Origin of the sequence: Methanocella paludicola SANAE, from assembly GCF_000011005.1 — an archaeon.
GTDB classification, from domain to species: Archaea; Halobacteriota; Methanocellia; order Methanocellales; family Methanocellaceae; genus Methanocella; species Methanocella paludicola.
In genome coordinates this window covers 1,542,434-1,563,614 of the sequence record NC_013665.1, presented here as the reverse complement: position 1 = coordinate 1,563,614, position 21,181 = coordinate 1,542,434, and the positions used below count along the sequence as shown (strand labels likewise).

Genomic DNA, 21,181 nt, shown 5'->3' with positions numbered 1-21,181 from the left:
GCCCTCATCCTACATATTTTTTGCTTTGTCGCGCATATATGTGGCTGATCATGGACTTATTGCCCGGGCTTCTGGAAGATGTAAAAGCTGGTAAGGTTTCTGCCGAGGCGGCGTGTGCCCGGCTGGACGCCTTCATTGCGTGTCATTACGGGGGACTATCCCGGGACGCCGGCGTGGTCTATACGCCCCTCCCGGTCGCCCGCTATATTTGCCGTCAGGCTATAGATCCTTATTTGGCCACCGGTAACTCTATCGAGAATATCCGTGTTTTCGATAGCTCATGCGGCACCGGTATTTTCCTTCAGGCAGCGCTTGAGGAACTGTATCGCCTTCGCGCCGAAAAAAGTGACCTGAGCGAGTATGAGCTAAAAAAGCAGATCATAGAAAAATGCCTGTTCGGCATGGACATAGACCAATACTCTGCCGATGCCGCTTTCCTGCGGCTGAACATGCTATTACCATCGAATGGCGAAAAACAAATTAAAGTAAATGTGGCCTGCGATAACGCCCTGTTCGCTACCGGCGTCGGCACCTTCGATGTCATCGTGGGTAACCCACCCTACATGCGCATAAAAAGCATGAGCGGAGACCTAAAAACCAGTTTGCCCGAAAAAGTAAAGGCCAGCCGCCTCTACAATTACCAGGAAGGCAACCTTAATCTTTACAAGCTCTTCATTGAGCGTAACCTGGGGTTTTTAAAGGAAAGCGGCAGAATGGGGCTCATCATTCCCTCTTCTTTCTTGAATGAGGCGACTTCGGAAAAGCTGCGCAAACATATTTTCGACACATGCAGCCTGGAAGAGGTCGTGGAGATACCTGAGCGCTCCCGCATATTCCCGGGCGTTAACCAGGCAACTGCCATTATCGTATTGAAAAAGTCGAAAGCCTCGCATGGCCGCTTATGGTTAAGGCTGGGGGCTGACGGCGATACTCTGGGAACCGGCAACAGCCCTATCGCAATAGCATATGCTGAGCTCGCCGAATTCACCGATGGCCGAATGGAAGTGCCACTCCTGACGGACCCGGCGGTGGAATGGGAAATGATGCGGCGCCTGAAGGGCATACCGCCATTCAGGGGAGGGAATGGTGTCCCGCCCGTGGGACAAATATCAGTCGGGAATGTGGACGAGACGTTCGATAAGGCTTACATTTCCGAAGAGCGGACTGGCGACATATTCGTAAAAGGCATCCACCTGAAGGAGTACTTTGTGGACCTTTCGCCCGGCGGCAGGCAGCCCCGCTGGGTGAAAAAAGAGGAGTTTTTACGGAAGAGGCCCTCGGCTGCCGAAATAATAGGCCGTAGCCGCATCATCGGCCGCAACACCCAGAACAAGGCCTGCCCCCGCCGACTAAAATTCGCCATTCTTCCGCCAGGATACCTGTGCAGCAACTCCATAAAGCAGATTGTCATCACGGACCCGAACATTGACCCCCTTTACATTCTGGGGCTACTGAACTCATCCACCCTGAACTGGTACTTCGAGCTTTTCTGCTCTCAGAATAACATCCGTAACTATCGTATCGAGTCCCTTCCGATCGTCCGGGCACTCGGCAACGTACAGGGCACTTTTGCCAGTATCGCCCGCCTTTTAATGGATTCATCCGGCAAAACACGGGATTTTTACGATAAATTAATAGACGTTATGGCATTCGAGCTCTATTTCGGCGGCCCGGGGCTTATCGATATAGCAGCATCAGCGCACGACTTCGATACCGCAAGGGTCAGAGGATCATTAGATGCAGTTACGGGCGACAGACGGTACGTCGTCGTCACGAACGCCACGAACAAAAACACGAGGGCGAAAAATATATTTCAATGATAAAGAGTCTTAAGAACGATACCATGAAGCTTACTGTCGAGGCGGGCGGCCTCACACTCACGAATCCCACGATACTGGCGGCGGGCATCCTGGGCACTACCGGGGCGTCCCTCAAAAGAGTCGCCTCCATGGGCGCGGGCGCCGTCGTCACCAAGTCCATCGGCGCAGAGCCCAAATACGGGCACCCCAACCCGTCCATGATCAGGCTCGAGTGCGGGTACATCAACGCCATGGGCCTGCCGAATCCCTCTTATAAGGAATTTTTACCGGAACTGGAGACCGCTAAGGATTCGGGCGTGCCCGTCATCGCGAGCATCTTCGGGGCCACCGAAGCCGAATTCATCGAGGTGGCAAAGGGCCTACCCGGGGCTTCGGCTTACGAGCTGAACGTGAGCTGCCCCCATGCCAGGGGCTACGGGATGCAGGTGGGCACCGATCCGGCCCTCGTGAAGGCCATCGCTCATGCCGTAAAAGGCACCGTGAACGCGCCCGTATGGGTCAAGCTGACGCCCAACGTCACGGATATCACTTCTATCGGCCGGGCGGCGCAGGAGGGAGGCGCAGATGCGGTCGTAGCCATCAACACGCTCAAGGCAATAGCGATCGACATCGACAGCGGATACCCGATACTGGGCAACATTCAGGGCGGCCTCTCCGGGCCTGCCATCAAGCCAGTAGCAGTACGCTGTGTCTATGACCTGTACTCGGCGCTCGACATTCCCGTCATTGGCGCGGGCGGCGTCTCGAGCTGGGCCGACGCGGTCGAGTTCATCATGGCAGGGGCGGCTGCTGTCGAGATCGGCTCCGCGGTTTACGACGATATAGGAGTGTTCGCGGCAGTCTCCATGGGGCTGTCAGACTATCTGGACAGGAAGAACATGACGCTTAAAGACTTAACCGGAATGGCGCACAGGATGGTGAAGCATGAGGCCGATAAGTGCTGAGATACTTGAGATCGTGGAGGAAACGCCCACGATCCGTACTTTCCGTCTGGATACATCGGACTGGCTCCGGGGCAGGCCCGGGCAATACCTTATGGTCTGGGTACGGGGGGTCGATGAGGTGCCCATGACGCTTTCTTATGATGATGCCATTACCGTCCAGAAGGTGGGCGATGCGACGGAGGCCATGTTCAATCTGAAAGTAGGCGACTCCATCGGCATCCGGGGCCCGTACGGGAACGGCTGGGAACTTGTTGGCGACGATATACTGCTCATTTCGGGCGGCGTAGGCTCGGCGCCGCTGGCGCCGCTGGCGGAGAAGGCCGCTGCCACGGGCGTAAAAGTCACGACCCTGGCCGGGTACAGGACCAAGGACGAAGTCCACTTTGAAGACAGATACCGGAGAGCAGGAGAAACCATAGTCACGACCGACGACGGAACATACGGCCAGAAGGGCTTTGTTACGGGATTAATGACCAATATGAACTTAAGCAAGTACTCCCAGATATATTGCTGCGGCCCGGAAAAAATGATGTACCGGGTCCTGAGCATCCTGGACGGGCAAAAGCTGGCATCCTGCGCGCAGTTCAGCATACAGCGCTACCTGAAATGCGGCATCGGCGTATGCGGAAGCTGCTGTCTCGACCCCGACGGCCTGAGGGTATGCCGGGACGGCCCGGTCTTCACGGGAGACGTTCTTTTAAAGGCCGAATTCGGAAAATACGCCCGGGATGCGAGCGGCAGGAGAATGACATTATGACGTTTATCGGCAGGTTCAGGTACCACCACAGGGTATTCACCGGCGAAGTGTTCGAAGGCAAAGTCCACTCAACGCTGGGCGGTAAAGAATACAGGCTTGAAGACCTGAAGGTCTTGCCCCCGTGCACGCCGACCAAGATAGTCTGCGTCGGCTGCAACTACGTTGAACACGCGAAAGAGCTGAACGAGCGTATCCCCGAGGAGCCCATACTGTTCCTGAAGCCGCCTTCCAGCCTTCTGGCGAGCGGCGACGGCATCGTCTACCCGAAGCAGTCGCAGCGTGTGGACTATGAGGCCGAGCTGGCCGTCGTGATCGGCAGGCGGACGCGGCACGTGAAGGCGGATAAGGCTAAAAGCCATATCATGGGCTATACGTGCTTCAACGACGTCACGGCACGGGACCTCCAGAGAAAGGACATCCAGTGGACCCGTGCTAAGAGCTTTGACACGTTCTCGCCCGTAGGCCCATTTATCGCGACCGACGTCGACCCGCTCAGCATCGGGATAAAGTCCCGGCTCAACGGTAAGATAATGCAGGACTCGAACACCGGGGACATGATCTTCAACGTCTATAAGCTGGTGGAGTTCATCTCCGGGGTCATGACGCTGGAAGCGGGCGACGTGATCGCTACGGGAACTCCGCCGGGAGTCGGCCCTATGAAACCCGGCGACGTCGTCGAGGTCGAGATCGAGAGCATCGGAACCCTGAAGAATAAGGTCGTGTCCTGAGGCCGATAACATTCATTTTTGCTATTAGGCCGTGTTACCTGTGGACGTTGATTTGTTCGGTCGGTATCACGAACCTCTCCAAAGGAATTAAACCACTAATTTTTCTTTAAGATTTCACTCACTAAATCCCTGAGCCTCTAAAACACCGTCAACGCACGAACTCCCGAATACTCTGGGCAGTGCCCGAATTCACAAACGCGCTAACCCGAAAAGAAGGCTCGAAAACTCGAATGCACGTTCGAAACGCTAAACGACATAGCACTAACCCTCCAATGCTCGGCTAAAACGCCAACGACCCTAATACCCAAAAGTACTGGGGAACGACCGGGCTCTTAGAGTGTTCGTGCTCCACTGTTTAGCGTTTCAAACGTGATTTAGAGACTTAGAGACTTCTTTTCGGGTTAGCGCGTTAGAGACTTAGAGCACTGCCCCGAGTATTAGAGAGTTCGGGAATTGACGGTGAGTTCGAGGCTTAGAGACTTCGTGAGAAAAATCTAAAAGAAAAATTAGTGGTTTAATTCTTTTGGAGAGGTTCGTGATACCGACCGAACAAATTTGCACAAATCATACCAGCTGAACAATCAAACCACTAACATGTAATTACTGGAGGCAAGACCTTATTATATTTATTTTTAACAAATCAATGCTGCTTAATCTAAAGGCCTGATTATTTGTTATTTTCCCCGGCCGATAGAAATATTTATTACACGGCAGTGCAATGCTTTATTATTACGCAAGCGGTCGCTTTACTGTGGATAGGCCGCAAAAACGCATAGGGGGCCTTGCGGGGATAAAAAGAGGTTCTTGTGAATGAGCGGCATCAAAAGCTTCTTCGACACCATAATGGGTAGTACGAAACACAAGAACGAACCATTCATGCAGCGGGCAGCGAACCCCAGGGCAAGCATAGCGTACAGCGTGGATGTTCGTTCGAACAGTGATTCCATCAATGACATACGGTTCGTCCTCGACGAGGCGATCAGGGAATATTCCGAAGCGGTAAGGCAGAAGCCTGATTATGCGGAGGCGCACTACAATCTTGCGGTCGCCTTCGACGATAAGGGCCTGCTGGACGACGCTATCCGGGAGTTCCGTGAAGCCGTAAGGCTTAATCCTGATTTTGCGGAGGCGCACTTTAATTTAGGCGCGGCCCTCGACGATAAGGGCCTTCTTGACGACGCCATCATGGAATACCGCGAGGCCCTGCGGTTGAGCCCCGACTTTGCCCGGGCGCACTATAACATGGGCATCGCGCTCGGGAAGAGAAACCAGCTTGACGATGCCGTCAAAGAGTTTAAGGACGCTTTGAGGATCGACCCGGATTATCCCGAAGTCCACTATAACATGGGAGTAGTTCTCGGAAAGAAGGGCATGCTGGACGAGGCCATCAAGGAGTTCCGGGAAGCGATAAGGCTCAAAGCCGACGATGCCGAGGCGCACTATAACCTGGGTGTCTCGCTCGACTATAAAGGGCTCGTAGATGAGGCGATCCGGGAATTCCGCGAGGCCGTCTGGCTAAAGCCCGACGATGCCGAGGCGCACTATAACCTGGGCCTGGCGCTGAGCAAAAAAGGCCAGTACGACCAGGCGATCCGCGAGTACAGGGAAGCAGTGCGGCTCAAGCCCGACTACGCAAAAGCCCATAACAACCTGGGCATTCTTCTCGATTACCGCGGCCAGCTTGACGAGGCCATTAAGGAGTATTATGCCGCTGTCCGGCTCAGGCCCGACGACCCTGAAGCCCACTATAACCTGGGCGTAGCTCTAGCCTCGAGGAACGCGCTGGACGAGGCGGCCCAGGAGTTCCGTGACGCGGTCAAGCTCCGGCCCGGCTATGCCGAGGCCCATTATAAGCTGGGCTACGTATTCTGCAGGAAGGGCATGCTGGACGAGGCGGTCAAAGAATTAAGGGAAGCCATCTGGCTCCGGCCGAACTATTCTGAGGCTCATTATAACCTGGGCGTCGTGTTCGGAAAGAAGGACCTGATGGACGACGCTATTCGCGAGCTGAAGGACGCGATCCGGCTGCGGCCGGAATATGCGGAGGCCCACTATAACCTCGGCCTCGCTTTTGATTACAAAGGGCTGCTGGACGACGCTATACGCGAGTACCGGGAGGCCATTCGGCTGAAGCCGGACGACGTGAAAGCCAGGAACAATCTCGGCGTAGCCCTCGATGATAAAGGGCTTTTGGAGGAGACGATCAAGGAGTTCCGGGAGGTCGTATGGCTGAAGCCGGACGATCCCCAGGCGCACTATAACCTTGGCCTGGCCCTGAGTAAGAAAGGCTTACTCGACCACGCCATCCGTGAATTCCGGGAGGCTTACCGCCTGAAGCCGGACCTCGCCGAGGCATTCTATAATCTGGCAGTCGTCTTCGGCAAGAAGGGCCTGCTCGATGAAGCGATACGCGAGTACCGCGAGGCGGTGCGCCTGAGGCCGGACTATGCGGAGGCCCACTATAACCTGGCCACAATTTACAGTAAAAAGAACATGCTCGACGAGTCGATCCGCGAGTTCCGGGAGTCCGTTCACCTGCGCCCCGAAGACGCGAACGCTCACTATTACCTCGGCCTGGCGCTGAACAAGAAAGGCCTGGTCGATAATGCCATCCGCGAGTACATCGAAGTGGTGCGCCTCAAGCCCGAGGATGCGCAGGCGCATAACAACCTGGCCCTGGCGCTCTTCGATAAGGGCATGGCTGACGAGTCCATCCGCGAGTTCCGCGAGGCCATCAGGATCAAGCCTGAGTACGCCGAAGCGCACTTCAACCTGGCGTCCGTGCTCGATAAGAAGGGCCTGCTCGATGAGGCGATAGGCGAATATGGCATCGCCATCGAGCAGAGGCGGGACGATCCGGTCTCCCACTACAACCTGGCCCTGGCGCTCATCCGGAAAGGCATGCTGGACGAGGCGATCAAAGAGCTGAGAGAGGTCGTCTGGCTGAAGCCCGATGACTTCGAAGCCCGGTTCCGCCTGGGCATGGCGTTCAACGAAAAGAACATGCTCGACGACTCCATCCGCGAGCTGCGTGAAGCGCTGGCGCTTGAGCCGAACGACCCCGGCGTCCACTATAACCTGGGCGTCGTGATGGGCAAGAAGGGCATGCTGGACGAGGCCATCGTCGAGTTCAAGGCGGTGCTTGAGTCGAAGCCGGAGGACGTTAACGCCCACTATTACCTGGGCCTGGCCTATAACTATAAGTGCATGTATGACGAGGCCGTCGGCGAATTGCTCGCCGCTCTCCGCCTAAAGCCGGACGACGCCAACACCCACTATAACCTGGGCGTGGTCATGGCCAACCGCGGCCAGCTCGACGACGCCATCAACGAGTACCGCGAAGCCCTGCGTATCAAGCCCGATTATGCCCGGGCGCACAACAACCTGGGTATCATTTTAGATTACCGGGGCCTGGTCGACGATGCCATCGTCGAATACCTCGCCGCGCTGCGCCTGCAACCCGAAGACGCGAACGCTCACTATAACCTGGGCCTGGCCTACGATAACAAGGGCCTGGTCGATGATGCGGTCGGGGAGCTCCGGGAGACCATTCGCTTGAAGCCGGACGATGCTAACGCGCACTATAACCTCGGCGTCATCCTTGGCAAGAAGGGCCTGCTCAAGGAGGCCATCGACGAGTATAATATCGCCGTGCACCTCAGGCCGGACTATGCCGAGGCGTACTATAACCTGGGCTTTGCGCTGGATACGGCGAATATGGGTAATATGGCCGTCGAGGCTTATCGTAAGTTCATCGACTGTGCTCCGCCGCAGTATGCCAGCTATGTCGATCATGCCCGCCAGCGTGTTAAGGATATGGGCAACGCTTAAAAAGGCCTACAAAAAATATTAAGAACGCTCAAAGACTATTTCAGCCACAAAGACCTCAAAGCGGGCCTGAAGTGGCTCGAAGTTTTTTTATAATTTTATTCGACCGCTCGCCTATTTTTAATATTAAACTTATACTGATAGAAGTAAAATAATGTATAAAATAACTTAGTGTAACTTCAAACCAACTTCGAGCCACTTCGTGGCTGAAAAAGTCTTCGTGCGTTCTTAATATTTTTCGTGAGCCTTAAAAAGGAATTGGGGCTGCTTCACCAGCAGCCCAGGCCGCCGAAGCCGAACGGGCCAAAAACGCCGAACGGGCCGAAGACCCCGAAGGGGCCGAACACGCCGAACGTGCCGAACCCACATGCGCCGAATCCGAAACCAAAAGGACTCCACCATGCTGCCGCCGGAAGGGCGACAACGCAAAATGCAACGAAGGCGGTAACTGCTGCCGTCAGTTTCTTTAACATACTACATCCTCCACCAATAGACCTCTAGCCTTGCATATTGTTGAAAGTTGCCTGCATAATCAGTGGAATATAGCCAGTTCCAGGCCGTTATAATTGCTTAATAACACATACCTATAAAATAGAAAAGGGATTTGTGAAGATCCCCTACCAACGCTCTAGATCGCTCACCTAGATACAGCCGAAGCCACCAATGCCTAAGCCACCCAGGCCGCAGCCGCCAAACGGCACTCCACAGCCACCGAAGCCGCCGAAGCCGAACGGGGTGCCGCAGCCAAAGCCGCCGAAGCCGAAACCGGTGGCGCCGGTGCAGCTGGAAGTAAACGTAGAAGTCGTGGTAAACGACGAAACTCCTGTCGCGAAGGGCGAGAACCCGAAGCCGCAGCCGAACGGGCCAAAGCCGAAGGGGCTGAACCATGCCGAAGCGGGAAGCACGAGAGCCGACGCCATGGCAACAACGGCCACTGCAATCATAAGTTTCCTGAACATACTAATCTGATACCTCCTCCAATACATCTGATAGGAGGATATGTTGTTTAATATTATGCGTATTTTAAAGCATTGCAGGAGAAATACGTCCAATTTATAGCGATTATAACTATTAAGCAACCAATTACGGTTATTTTGCTAAAATAAGGTCAATTATACGTTATAATTCATGTAATCGGTGGCTTACTGCCTGGTTGGGTGCTCCATACGTATTTCTTCGAACGGTCGGTGCCCGTCATGATCGAGCCTTTAATTTATTACAAAATATTTATATTTATAACATAGAGGTATATGTCCGATATGAATATTATCGTAGAGCAGTAATAGATCATTGGTCATTTTTTATGGTGCGGTGCATGAAATCGGATCCAGGGCCCGGGGAAAAATCAGGCATCACCCGTAATAAAGATACTTCGGATAAGGACCTTATCGCTGAATTAGAAATCCGTGTCGCTTTTCTGGAAAACGAGCTCCGATTAAAGCACGATCAGACTGTCCTGGACATCGCAGAGAGGGATCAGGCCATTGAGAAGCTGGCGGAAAAGGAGAGATTTTTAAGGAACATCTTCGAGTGTATTAAGGACGGCATAAGCGTGCTGGATAAAGACCTGAACATCCTCCAGGTGAATCCCGCTATGGAAAAGTGGTACGGGCATGTAACGGGTAAAAAATGCTACCAGGCCTACCACGGGCGGTCCGAGCCCTGTGAACCGTGCCCGAGTATCCGGGCTATCAAAACGGGATCCACGCAAAGCGGAGTCGTACACGACCTAAAAGGATGGAGAGAAATTTACGCCTTTCCGCTGGTGAACGACCGGGGAGAGGTGACGGGCGTCATCGAGCACGTCCGCGACATCGACGAGCGCAAGCAGGCCCAGGAAGCGCTGCGGGAGAGCGAGGAAAAATACCGCCGTGTGGTGGAGGCGGCCAACGAGGGCATCTGGATCATCGACCGGGATATGAGGACCACGTTCGTCAACGATAGAATGTCCAGCATGCTGGGCTATACGATGGAGGAGATGGCGGGTAAAAAGATCGAAGATTTCACCAGCGACTCCTACCTGGACGTGTTGAATTCTGACATGGAAATGCATCGTCGCGGCGTAAAGGTACGGCATGACTTTCAATTCCGCAGGAAGGACGGCAGCGATCTATGGTGCATGGTATCGGCCACGCCCATACTGGATGATAAGGGGGTTTTTGCCGGCGGCGTAGCGATGATCACCGACGTCACCGAGCGCAAGCGAGCCGAGGAGGCTGTCCGGTTTGCCAATGCGTATAATCGTAGCCTGATCGAGGCGAGCATTGACCCGCTTGTCACGATATCCCCCGATGGCAAGATCACCGATGTGAACATGGCCACCGAGGTAGCGACCGGCATTTCTCGCGATGATCTGATCGGTACGGATTTCTCTAATTACTTCACAGATCCCGACATGGCCCGGAAAGGGTATAAGAAGGTATTCGAGGAAGGCTCGGTGAAGGATTACCCGCTTGAGATCCGGCACAGGGACGGGCACATCACCCACGTCCTCTACAACGCTTCCATATATCGGGACGAGTCGGGTATAGTGATCGGAGTATTTGCCACGGCGCGTGATATCAGCGAGCGTAAGCGGGCCGAGGAGGCGCTCGTGGAAGCAAAAGCCCAGGCCGAATTATATCTCGACCTCCTGGGCCACGATATCAACAACATGCACCAGATCGCCCTGGGATACCTGGAGCTGGCCAGGGATGTGAGCCCGGTCGCCGGCAAGAGCGAGTTTTTAGACAAGCCTATCGAAGTACTGCAGCGAGGCGCCCAGCTCATCCAGAACGTGAGAAAGCTGCGGAAGCTCAAGGAAGGCGTGTTCCAGACCCAGGAAGTCGACGTGTGTGGGGTGCTGAGTGACGTACGACGGGAGTTCGGAGCGGTCCCGAATAAGGCCATAACGCTGAACACTAATGGACGCGAGCGGTGCATCATCCGTGCCAATGAATTGCTGCACGACGTATTCGCCAACCTGGTGAGCAACGCGATCAAGCATACAGGTGACAGGGCGGACATTGCCATTGACCTGGATGTTCTAGAAGATCACGACAGGGAGTATTGCCGTGTGATGGTCGAGGATAACGGGCCAGGCATCCCCGATGATTTCAAGGACAGGATATTCAATCGTATGCTGCGTGGCACCACAAAAGCGAAGGGCATGGGACTCGGACTATATCTGGTCAAGTCGCTCGTTGAAAGTTATGGGGGCCGGGTGTGGGTCGAGGACCGGGTGAGTGGCGACCACACGAAGGGTGCCAGGTTCGTGGTCATGCTGCCAACCGTTTAAAAGTAACTTTTTTCATTCCAGGTGGTTCGTGGACCTGAAAATATTAATATGGGCACTCATATGGTCCTATTAAATTTAATATTTAAGATATTATGTGCCCCGAACCAATTTCCACCCCCGTGTATGATAAGGATAAGGCCATGGAGCAGCTTATATCCGAGTTACAGGAGCTGAGGGCTAAGGTTAATAAGAATATTCAGTATCCCGCCCGGAATGATGTAGAGGAAGAGCTGCACAGGGCCAACCGTGCATTACGCGTTCTGTCCGATTGCACAAAAACGATGATAAAGGCCGAAGATGAAACAGCACTTTTAAAGGATATTTGCCGTATAATGGTAGATGTCGGCGGGTATCGTCTGGCCTGGATCGGCTACATCGAGAACGATGAACATAAGACCGTGCGCCCCATCGCCAGGGCGGGCTATGATGAAGGCTATGTTGACAGTTTAATGATCGCCCTCAACGACCCAGTCAGGGGTAACGGCCCGACGGGCATCTGTATGAAGACGGGGAAGCCCTATGGGTCACGGGATGTCAGGTCGGATAAGAAGATGCTGCCCTGGCAAGAAGACGCGTTAAAGCGGGGCTATTTATCAACCCTCAACCTTCCCATCGTTTATGAAAAACACGTTATCGGCTCCCTTGCCATCTATTCCGGCAACGAGGATGCCTTCGACAGAGGAGAACGGGAGCTCTTATTCGAGTTGGCCCAAACCCTGGCCTATGGTATCACCGCGATCAGGGAACGGGTCCGGCGCAGAAAGGCGGAGGATGCGCTGCGTGAGAGCGAGGAACGGTTCAGCTATGCCCTTAAGGCGGCCCGGGAAGGGATATGGGACTGGAACATGGAGACTAACGAGGTCTATTACTCCCCTCGTTACAAGGAGATGCTCGGTTACACGGAGGACGAGATCGAGCCGCATGCCAGTGCCTGGATGCGCCTGATGCATCCCGATGACCGTGAACGAGCCCGGCTGGTGGTGGACGCTGTCGTGCGCGGCGAGCGGGAATACGAGATGGAATTCCGCATGCTGCATAAGGATGGCCATTACGTGGAAATTCTCTCGCGTGGCTACCCGATCCGCCATGGGGCCGGTGGCCCTGTCACCAGGATCGTGGGAACCCACATGGATATCACCGAGCGCAATCGGATGGCGGAGGAATTGCGCAAAGCCCGGGACGGGCTTGGGGTGAGAGTGCGGGAAAGGACCGCCGAGCTCCAGCAGTCGAATGACGAGCTCAATGCACAAATGGAAGAGCGCAAGCGGGCCGAGGAGGCTTTGCGTGAGAGCGAGGAGCGGTTCCGCGCTCTCGCGGACAATATTCCCAATCTGGCGTGGATGGCGAATGCTGATGGCTGGATCTTCTGGTATAACCGGCAGTGGTATGATTACACGGGGACGACGCTGGAGGAGATGCAGGGCTGGGGATGGCAGAAGGTCCATCACCCGGACTATGTCGAGGCCGTCACCGGGGAGTGGTCCGCCAGTATCAGAGAGGGTAAGCCGTACGATAACATTTTCCCATTGAGAGGTAAGGACGGGAACTATCGGTGGTTCCTCACGAGGGTCACGCCCATCAAAGGCGGGGATGGGAAAATTCGGCGCTGGTTCGGCACCAACACGGACATCACCGAACGGAAGCAGGCCGAGGAAGAGCTGTTATCGGCACAGGCGCAGGCCGAGCTGTACCTGGACTTGATGGGCCACGACATCAACAACATGAACCAGGTAGGCCTGGGTTACCTGGAGATCGCGCTCCAGACATTAAAAGAAGACGGCAGGATCGAGGTGAAGGATGTAGAACTCCTGGAAAAGCCGCTCCAGTCGATCCTGGACAGCACCCGGCTCATCGATAATGTGCGCAAACTCCGGTCGGCGAAGTCCAGGGAACACCAGCTTCAGACCATCGACCTGAAAGAGATACTCCTGGGCATTAAGGAACAGTTCTCAAAGGCCAACGGCAGGCATGTCACGATCAATTATGCGCCGGTCGGGGGCCATGTCCTGGCGACGGGGCTGGTCAAGGACGTGTTCGTCAATATCGTCGGTAACGCCGTTAAGCACTCGGACGATAATAAACCCCTTGAGATCAGCATAACCCAGTTTCGGGTATACGGGACGGACGAGAGCTATCATAAGATCATGATCGAGGATAATGGTCCCGGCATACCGGATGAACTTAAAACGCGTATATTCAACCGGTTCGAGCGCGGGAATACGAAGGCAAAGGGCAAGGGCCTGGGCCTATACCTGGTGAAGACGCTCGTACATGAGTTCAACGGTAAGATCTGGGTCGAGGACCGGGTGAGCGGCGACTACACGAAGGGCGCCAGGTTCGTGGTCATGCTGCCGGCGGTATGAGGTGAGGGTCTGAAATATGCGAAGAGATACGATAGGGATCGTTGAGGACGAGCCTGAAGTCGCGGACCTTTATAAGACGGTCTTCACGGCTTGCGGAATGTCGATATCGTTCGTCGCGGCGGATGGCCTTGAGGCGATCGAGTCGTTCAAGGCGAGCGATCCTAAGCCATTTATCATTATCATGGATCATCGAATGCCTGTAATGATGGGTGTCGATGCAATGAAAGAAATGCTAAAATTGAACTCCGGTACAAAATACGTGATCGTAAGCGCCGATTCGAGCATCAGGGATGAAGCTATCGGGGCAGGGGCGTCAATGTTCTTAGAAAAACCGATACAATTGAAACAACTTAGAAGTTGTGTCGATACTTTATTAAGGCAATGACTGGCCATGCGGCTGTTGTTTTACTATTTTATACACAATTATTAATTGAATTACTTGCTAATAATAAATATTAGCTATATAATGATACGTTGAAATTATGTAATTTAATGAGCCGGGGTTTTTTAAATCTCGCGGAACTTGGAGAGTTCACCGCGGCTGCCGTTGAGAACGATACCGTATCCTTTATTGCTACCTATAGTGATGGAAGCGTTTTTACGTGCAACCTGGCATTTTGCCGGCTTACGGGTTATTCCAAACAGGAAATAAGCAAAATGCGATGGCCCGAAGACTTTACGTCCTCCGAACATCGTGCCCGGGCCGTGGATATAATCAAAGGGATCAACTGTAATGTGGCACCCTACACGTATGAGCTGGAATTCGTTCGAAAGGACGGATCGCTTGTTCCCGTGGACATTTTTCTGCATATGTTTTGTGGTGAAAAAGGCGAAACACAATACTACTATTCTTTCATCACCGACATGACGGAACATAAGCGGCTGGAAAACGCTTTAAGAAAGAGCGAAGTGAAATACCGGGAACTCGTCGAAAACGCGAATAGTATCATCCTGAAAATGGACACACAGGGGAATATTACATTTTTCAATGAGTTCGCCCAGGATTTTTTTGGATTCGACCTCCCCGAGATCCTCAATAAAAATGTCATCGGGACCATCGTACCTATTACGGATTCATCCGGGCGAGACCTTTCGAAATTGATAAAGGATATTTGCCTCCATCCCGGGCGTTATATTAACAACGAGAATGAAAACATGCGAAGTAATGGCGAGCGAGTGTGGGTATCGTGGACGAATAAAGCGATAACCGATGATCAGAGACATCTCATCGGTGTACTCTGCGTTGGAAACGATATCACCGCCCTCAAGAAAGCCGAAACCGATCTAAAACGGTCGCGGGATGAATTAGAGATACGGGTAAAGGAAAGGACAGCCGAGCTAGAAAAGGTCAACAAATTTTTATTAGATGAGATGGGTGCCCGAAAGCAGGCTGAAAAAGGGGTCAAAGAAAGCGAGGAAAAATTTCGTACTCTGGTCGAAACCTCTCCCGTGGCAATATTTTTCCACCGTGGCGTAAGCTTCATCTATGCTAATCCCGCGGCGGAAAAGATCGTGGGGTATTCCTCCGATGATATCCAAAAGATGAAATTCTGGGACCTGTTCGCTCCCGGATCCAGGGAACTGGTAAAAGAGCGTGGTTTGGCAAGATTGCGTGGGGAGAATCCGCCCCCGAGCTATGAGGTGAGGCTGCAAACAAATGGGGAAGAAAAATGGATGAAGATCACTTCCGCAAGGGTCATGTATAAGGGCGATCCGGCGATCCTGACCATCGGCGAGGACGTAACGCAGTATAAGCAGGCCCTGGCGGCACTCCACGATTCAAATGAAGAGGCCGGGCTATACGTCGATCTAATGAGCCATGACATCAGCAATATTAACCAGATCGGCATGGGTAACCTGGAATTACTCAAAGATATGGTAGAACTGGATGAGCCGGGGCAAGAACGCCTGTCGAAGGCGTTAATGGCATTTAAAAATAGTTCCGAGCTCATTAGTAACGTTAAGAAGCTGCAAAAAGTGAAAAAAGGCGATCTGCACCTGGAGAAGATCGATGTCGGGCAAATCCTCGATCAAGTCAAGAATAATTACCTGACAGTTAACGGCCGGAGTATCACGATCAACCTGGAGTCGCAGAAAGGCTGTTATGTTTACGCGGACCGTTTGCTATACGACGTATTCTCGAACATGGTCGATAATTCTATCAAGCACTCTAAGGATTCAGTGTTTATAAACATCAGCCTTAAAAGTGTAAAAATAGGTGGCAATAAATTTTGTCGAATCTCTATTGAGGATAATGGGCCCGGCATAAATCCGGATCTAAAAAATAGGATCTTTAACCGTATGTACTATGAAGGTGGGATCATGCGGGGTAAAGGCCTCGGATTATACCTGGTTAAGATACTGGTCGAATGTTTCAATGGAAATATACTCGTAGAAGACCGCATACAGGGCGACCCCACGAAGGGGGCCAGGTTCGTGGTCATGCTGCCAGCGATAGAAAATTAATTTAATTTTTCTTTTTAATTTCTCAACGGAGCTGGAGGCTCTATCTCGGACATCGTTTATGAACACCCTTGGAGCCATGCGAAAGGGTAGATAGAAAAGTAGCGAATATATTTATAGAATGTTGAAAAAAAGCATTAAATTAACAATAAAAAGCAGGTAATATGAATTGGGGGTCCTTAACCGAAGCGTTCAGTAGACCGGGTTCCAGGAATATCCGGTTAGCATTATCTATCCTCTTCATAACGCTGGCAACTGTTGTCATCATGACCGTTTTCCAGGTGGCAAAAACTATTTTTGACCCGGACATGACAGTATGGGAAAGCTATGTGTATACCATACTTTTTGCCGGCCTGGTCGCACCACTGACTTCCTTGTTCGTGTTGTTAAGGTTCGAGGGATTGTACGAAAAAGTATCCCGGGAAAACGAAGAGCGCAGGCGTGCAGAAGAAGCATTGAGGGAGATCAAGGAGCGGTATAAGCTAGTCATCGCCGGTGCCCGAGGTGCCATCTGGGACTGGGACGTGCCTAATAAGCGCGTCTTCTACTCTCCGCAATGGAAGGCACTGCGTGGCCTCTCCGATGATGAGGCCACTGACCGGGAGGAGGAGTGGAGCAGCCGTATCCACCCTGAGGATGCCCCCCGGGTAATGGCCGCTGTTCAGGCACACTTCGAGGGCAGGACGCCCGTCTTTGCCGAGGAGTACCGTACTCTATGCAAGGATGGCTCCTGGAAGTGGATATCAGACCGGGGCATGGCCCAGCGCGATGCGCATGGCCGCGTGGTGCGCATGGCCGGCTCGGAAAACGATATCACCGAGCGTAAGCATGCCGAGGAGGCCTTACGGGATAGCGAGGCACACCTGAACAGCATTATCCGCGCCGTGCCCACGGGCATCGGGGTCGTCGTCGACAGGGTCATAACCGAGGCGAACGACAATCTTTGCAAGATGACGGGCTACACGAGAGATGAACTGTTAGGGAAAGACGCCCGTATTCTCTACCCATCCGACGAGGATTACGAGTATGTAGGCCGGGAGAAGTACGACCAGATCAATAAGTATGGTACGGGAACTGTGGAAACCCGGTGGCGTCGGAGAGATGGCAGCGTGATCGACATAATCCTCAGCTCGACGCCGATGGACCCGGGTAACCTGCGGGCGGGCGTTACGTTCACGGCGCTGGACATTACAGAGCGTAAGCGGGCTGAGGAGGCAGTGAGGGCGGCGGATATCCGGTTCCGTTCGCTGATCCAGAACTCGATGGATATCATTCGTATCCTGGACCGGGAGGGGCGTATTATCTATGAGTCACCGTCCTCGGATAATATACTTGGCTATCCGCCTGGCCATACTCTGGGAAGATCGCCCCTTGAATTCATACACCCGGACGACAGGGAACGTGTAAAGAACGCCCTGGGCGAGGTATATGACGGCAGGAATCCGGGGACGCCTACCGAGTTCCGTATCAGGAAAGCCGATGGCTCGTACCTGGACGTCGAGTCGACCGGTAAGAACATGATCGGCGTGCCGGGCGTGGACGGGATCGTGATTACGACGCGGCCCATCACCGAGCGTAAGCGGGCCGAGGAGGCGTTGAGGGTCGCTAAGATGCAGGCCGACCTGTACGTTGACCTCATGTGCCACGATATTAGTAACATGAACCAGGTGGGCATGGGATTCCTGGAGATGGCGCTGGATATGCTGGACCTGGACGAGGCCGGCCAGGAGATGCTGCTGAAGCCCCGGTCGGCCTTCGAGAACAGCTCTAAGCTGATCGACAACGTGAGGAAGCTCCAAAAAGCTAGATCGGGCGAATACCCGGACAGGGAGATGGATGTCGGAGAGGTGCTCGGGAAAGTGCAGGATTATTATTCAAGGCAGCATGGCCCGAATGTCACCATTAACTACCCAATGAATGGCGGATGCGTGGTGAGGGCTAACGAATTGTTATACGATCTGTTCTCGAACCTCGTGGGGAATGCCATAAAACACTCCAGAGCCCATCCCACCATCGACATTAACGTTGGGCCTGCTAGCGAAAACGGTCACGACTACTACAGGGTCACGATCGATGACCGGGGCCCCGGCATACCGGATGAGCTAAAAGATGTAATATTCGAGCGTAAACTGACGGGCGACATCAAGTCGAAGGGCAGCGGCATAGGCTTATTGATGGCGAAGGCTCTCACGGATAGCTATAAAGGCCGGATATGGGTAGAAGACCGTATTCCCGGCGACTCCGCGAAGGGGTCGAGGTTCGTGGTCATGCTGCCGGCAATAGAATAATAAGTGTGAATATCAAAAAGAGTTCAAATAATGATCAACGTATTGTTTATGATGATTTGCCATTTTTAGAAACCATCGCCAACCGGGAAATTTAATCGGGTAAATCTCGTAAATGAGCCATATTAACGATTATTTGGGAAAAGTACCGATAATAACCTATATATAGTTGGCGTGAATATTGATTTTAAAAAATCACCCTTACATAGGCCGATTTATACATGCCGCGCAGGCGCCAGAGGCATATCAAATGACCGAATTTCCGAAAAAATACGACCCTAAGGAAATAGAGCCCAGGATACAAAAATTCTGGGAAGAGAACCAGATCTTTAAGTTCGACCCGACGAGCAAGAAGCCCACGTACTCCATCGACACTCCGCCACCCACGCTGTCGGGGTACATACACATGGGGCACGTACTGTCCTATTCCCAGGCCGAGTTCGTGGCCCGGTACCAGCGCATGCAGGGAAAGAACGTGTTCTACCCGATGGGCTTCGACGATAACGGGCTGCCTACCGAGCGCTTCGTGGAGAAAAAGTACAAGGTCAATATCCGGAAGGTCGGCCGGGAGGAGTTCGTGCGGCTCTGCCTTAAAGAGACGGAGATCGGCGGCGCCAACTACCGTAATGTCTGGACGACTCTCGGCATATCCGTGGACTGGGGCCTCCTGTATTCTACCATTAATGAGCGCTGCCAGCGCATTTCACAGCGCTCATTCATCGATATCTTCAACATGGGCCGCATGGAACGGCGTAATGAGCCCGCCATCTGGTGCCCCCTCTGCGAGACGTCTCTCGCCCAGGCCGACGTCGAGGACTCCGAGCCTAAAAAGTCTTTCCTTAACACGGTCATCTTTAAAGCCGAGGATGGAAAGGATCTGCTTATCGCCACGTCGAGGCCTGAGCTGATATCCTCGTGCGTCGGGCTGCTCGTGCACCCGTCCGACGAGCGGTACAGGGCGCTTGTCGGAAAATCGGGCATCACTCCCATATTCAACGTAAAGGTACCCATCCTGGCCGATGTCAAGGTCGACCCGGAGTTCGGCACAGGAATGGTCATGGTCTGCACCTTCGGCGATAAGACCGATATCGACTGGTGGAGACAGTTCGACCTGCCCCTGAAGCTGTCCATAAACCCGAACGGCACCATGAACGACAACGCCGGCCCGTACAAGGGCATGACGCTCACCGAATGCCGCCGGCAGATCCTGGAAGACCTCAAGGCCGCCGGGCTCCTCGTCGAGCAGAAGCCCATCGAGCACGTCATGAACGTCCACGAGCGCTGTGGCACGGCCGTCGAGTTCTTCGTTACCCCGCAGTGGTTCATCCGCATCCTGGACATCAAGGACGAGCTCCTGGCCCAGGGAGCGAAGCTCAAGTGGTACCCGGAGCACATGAAGATACGCTACGACACCTGGATCAACGGCCTCAAGTGGGACTGGTGCATATCCCGGCAGCGCTACTTCGGCGTGCCGTTCCCCATCTGGTACTGCAAGAAGTGCGGCGCGGTCGCGCTTGCGGAGGACAGCCAGCTGCCCGTTGACCCGCTCGTTACGCAGCCGTTGCACCCGTGCAAGAAATGCGGCTCAATCGAGTTCGAGCCTGAGAAGGACGTCATGGATACCTGGGCAACGTCATCGGTCACCCCGCTCATCAACGCGAACTGGGGCGAGCCCGGCTCGATCATCGATAAGATGTATCCCATGAACCTGCGCCCGCAGTCCCACGAGATCATCCGGACATGGCTGTTCTACACGGTCATCAAGAGCTACCTGCACACCAAAACCCTGCCCTGGTACGACATCATGATATCCGGCCAGGGCCTGGACCCGAACGGTAAGGCGATGCACAAGTCCAAGGGTAACATCGTCGAGCCGCTGCCCTTCGTGCAAAAGTACAGCGCCGACGCTGTCCGGTGGTGGGCAGCGTCCGCCAAGCTGGGCGACGACCTCGCTTTCAAGGAAAAAGAGATCGTCTACGGCCAGAAGTTCATCAATAAGCTGTTCAATGCCTCCCGGTTCGCGTCCATACACCTGAAGGACTACAAGCCCCGGGAGCCTGAGCTGGAGCTCATCGATAAGTGGCTGCTGACCAAGCTGAACGACGTCATCCGCGAGAGCACCGAGAACTTCGAGCGCTACGAGTACAGCAAGGCTAAGTCGCTGACCGAGCAGTTCTTCTGGGGAGACTTCTGCGACAACTACCTGGAGATCGTGAAGGACAGGCTGTACAGGAAGGCCGAGAACGGGGAGAGCGGCCAGGCTGCGCTCTATACGGTCTACATGGCTCTCTTTAACTCGCTAAAGCTTCTCGGGCCCTTCATACCGCACATCACCGAGGACTTATACCAGCGCCTGTTCCGGGAGACCGAAGGCGCGGCGAGCCTGCACATCTCGCGGTGGCCCGAGGCCAACTACCACTGGTCCGATATCGAGGCGCTCAAGCTGGGCAACATGGCCATCGCCATGATCTCGAGCCTCCGGCAGTATAAGAACTCGCAGAACTTGGCGCAGAACGCCGTGCTCTCGAAGGTCATCATTTCAGCCAATGGACTGGACAACGATATCATGCAGTTCGCTGCCGTCCTTAAGGATGCGATGAAGATCGCAGAAATATCGTACGGCGTGGTAGAGCGGCAGGACGTCGTCTCCGTCATCGGCACTACCGAGATCAGTATGCAGATCGAAAAATAAGTAATGGGCCTTTTACGGGCCCAT

Annotated in this window: 13 protein-coding genes; 11 read left to right on the top strand and 2 right to left on the bottom strand. The window is 53.7% G+C overall.

The genetic code is table 11. The features are described 5' to 3' along the window. Positions 1–50: 50 nt before the first annotated feature. From MCP_RS07865 to MCP_RS07845, 5 genes are all read left to right on the top strand, one after another. Positions 51–1,820: an Eco57I restriction-modification methylase domain-containing protein gene (locus MCP_RS07865; protein ID WP_012900305.1), complete on the top strand. Its 1,770-nt coding sequence runs from the start codon at positions 51–53 to the stop codon at positions 1,818–1,820. After that, entirely contained in the window at positions 1,817–2,764 is a 948-nt protein-coding gene (locus MCP_RS07860; protein WP_012900304.1) for a dihydroorotate dehydrogenase, read from the top strand. The genes MCP_RS07865 and MCP_RS07860 overlap by 4 nt, the downstream gene beginning before the upstream one ends. Next, on the top strand, positions 2,745–3,521 hold the full coding sequence (locus tag MCP_RS07855) for a dihydroorotate dehydrogenase electron transfer subunit (RefSeq protein WP_012900303.1): 777 nt from the start codon (positions 2,745–2,747) through the stop codon (positions 3,519–3,521). Before MCP_RS07860 ends, MCP_RS07855 begins: the two co-directional genes overlap by 20 nt. Next, positions 3,518–4,249 (top strand): fumarylacetoacetate hydrolase family protein, encoded by a 732-nt coding sequence (locus MCP_RS07850; protein WP_012900302.1) that lies wholly within the window; start codon positions 3,518–3,520, stop codon positions 4,247–4,249. Before MCP_RS07855 ends, MCP_RS07850 begins: the two co-directional genes overlap by 4 nt. An 810-nt stretch (positions 4,250–5,059) precedes the next feature. Beyond that, the gene (locus tag MCP_RS07845) at positions 5,060–8,080 is read left to right on the top strand and encodes a tetratricopeptide repeat protein (protein WP_012900301.1); all 3,021 of its coding nucleotides are present in this window, start codon (positions 5,060–5,062) and stop codon (positions 8,078–8,080) included. A gap of 266 nt (positions 8,081–8,346) precedes the next feature. Here the strand turns inward: MCP_RS07845 and MCP_RS15975 are convergent, their stop codons facing one another. Then, a complete protein-coding gene (locus MCP_RS15975) occupies positions 8,347–8,550 on the bottom strand; it encodes a hypothetical protein (RefSeq protein WP_012900300.1) in 204 nt (67 codons plus the stop codon). A 168-nt stretch (positions 8,551–8,718) separates the two neighbouring features. Beyond that, entirely contained in the window at positions 8,719–9,036 is a 318-nt protein-coding gene (locus MCP_RS07835) for a hypothetical protein (protein WP_012900299.1), read from the bottom strand. 356 nt (positions 9,037–9,392) lie between these two features. Between MCP_RS07835 and MCP_RS07830 the strand changes: the two genes are divergently transcribed. The 6 genes from MCP_RS07830 to MCP_RS07805 all read left to right on the top strand — a co-directional run bounded on the left by MCP_RS07830 (position 9,393) and on the right by MCP_RS07805 (position 21,157). Then, positions 9,393–11,354, top strand: coding sequence for a PAS domain-containing sensor histidine kinase (locus tag MCP_RS07830; protein WP_012900298.1), 1,962 nt, complete (start codon positions 9,393–9,395; stop codon positions 11,352–11,354). A 119-nt stretch (positions 11,355–11,473) separates the two neighbouring features. Next, the gene (locus MCP_RS07825) at positions 11,474–13,717 is read left to right on the top strand and encodes a PAS domain S-box protein (protein ID WP_012900297.1); all 2,244 of its coding nucleotides are present in this window, start codon (positions 11,474–11,476) and stop codon (positions 13,715–13,717) included. Between the two features lie 16 nt (positions 13,718–13,733). Further along, entirely contained in the window at positions 13,734–14,102 is a 369-nt protein-coding gene (locus MCP_RS07820; RefSeq protein ID WP_012900296.1) for a response regulator, read from the top strand. 107 nt (positions 14,103–14,209) lie between these two features. Next, positions 14,210–16,183, top strand: a complete 1,974-nt coding sequence (locus tag MCP_RS07815) for a PAS domain-containing sensor histidine kinase (RefSeq protein WP_012900295.1) — start codon at positions 14,210–14,212, stop codon at positions 16,181–16,183. Positions 16,184–16,488: 305 nt separating this feature from the next. Continuing rightward, entirely contained in the window at positions 16,489–18,468 is a 1,980-nt protein-coding gene (locus MCP_RS07810) for a PAS domain S-box protein (protein WP_158301465.1), read from the top strand. A gap of 247 nt (positions 18,469–18,715) precedes the next feature. After that, positions 18,716–21,157, top strand: a complete 2,442-nt coding sequence (locus MCP_RS07805) for a valine--tRNA ligase (RefSeq protein ID WP_012900293.1) — start codon at positions 18,716–18,718, stop codon at positions 21,155–21,157. Positions 21,158–21,181: the final 24 nt, after the last annotated feature.

Coding starts and splice junctions, on each gene's coding strand:
- MCP_RS15975 (WP_012900300.1), bottom strand. CDS start 8,550: ATGTTAAAGAAACTGACGGCAGCAGTTACCGCCTTCGTTGCATTTTGC.
- MCP_RS07810 (WP_158301465.1), top strand. CDS start 16,489: ATGACAGTATGGGAAAGCTATGTGTATACCATACTTTTTGCCGGCCTG.
- MCP_RS07860 (WP_012900304.1), top strand. CDS start 1,817: ATGATAAAGAGTCTTAAGAACGATACCATGAAGCTTACTGTCGAGGCG.
- MCP_RS07805 (WP_012900293.1), top strand. CDS start 18,716: ATGACCGAATTTCCGAAAAAATACGACCCTAAGGAAATAGAGCCCAGG.
- MCP_RS07830 (WP_012900298.1), top strand. CDS start 9,393: ATGAAATCGGATCCAGGGCCCGGGGAAAAATCAGGCATCACCCGTAAT.
- MCP_RS07845 (WP_012900301.1), top strand. CDS start 5,060: ATGAGCGGCATCAAAAGCTTCTTCGACACCATAATGGGTAGTACGAAA.
- MCP_RS07835 (WP_012900299.1), bottom strand. CDS start 9,036: ATGTTCAGGAAACTTATGATTGCAGTGGCCGTTGTTGCCATGGCGTCG.
- MCP_RS07820 (WP_012900296.1), top strand. CDS start 13,734: ATGCGAAGAGATACGATAGGGATCGTTGAGGACGAGCCTGAAGTCGCG.
- MCP_RS07855 (WP_012900303.1), top strand. CDS start 2,745: ATGAGGCCGATAAGTGCTGAGATACTTGAGATCGTGGAGGAAACGCCC.
- MCP_RS07865 (WP_012900305.1), top strand. CDS start 51: ATGGACTTATTGCCCGGGCTTCTGGAAGATGTAAAAGCTGGTAAGGTT.
- MCP_RS07850 (WP_012900302.1), top strand. CDS start 3,518: ATGACGTTTATCGGCAGGTTCAGGTACCACCACAGGGTATTCACCGGC.
- MCP_RS07815 (WP_012900295.1), top strand. CDS start 14,210: ATGAGCCGGGGTTTTTTAAATCTCGCGGAACTTGGAGAGTTCACCGCG.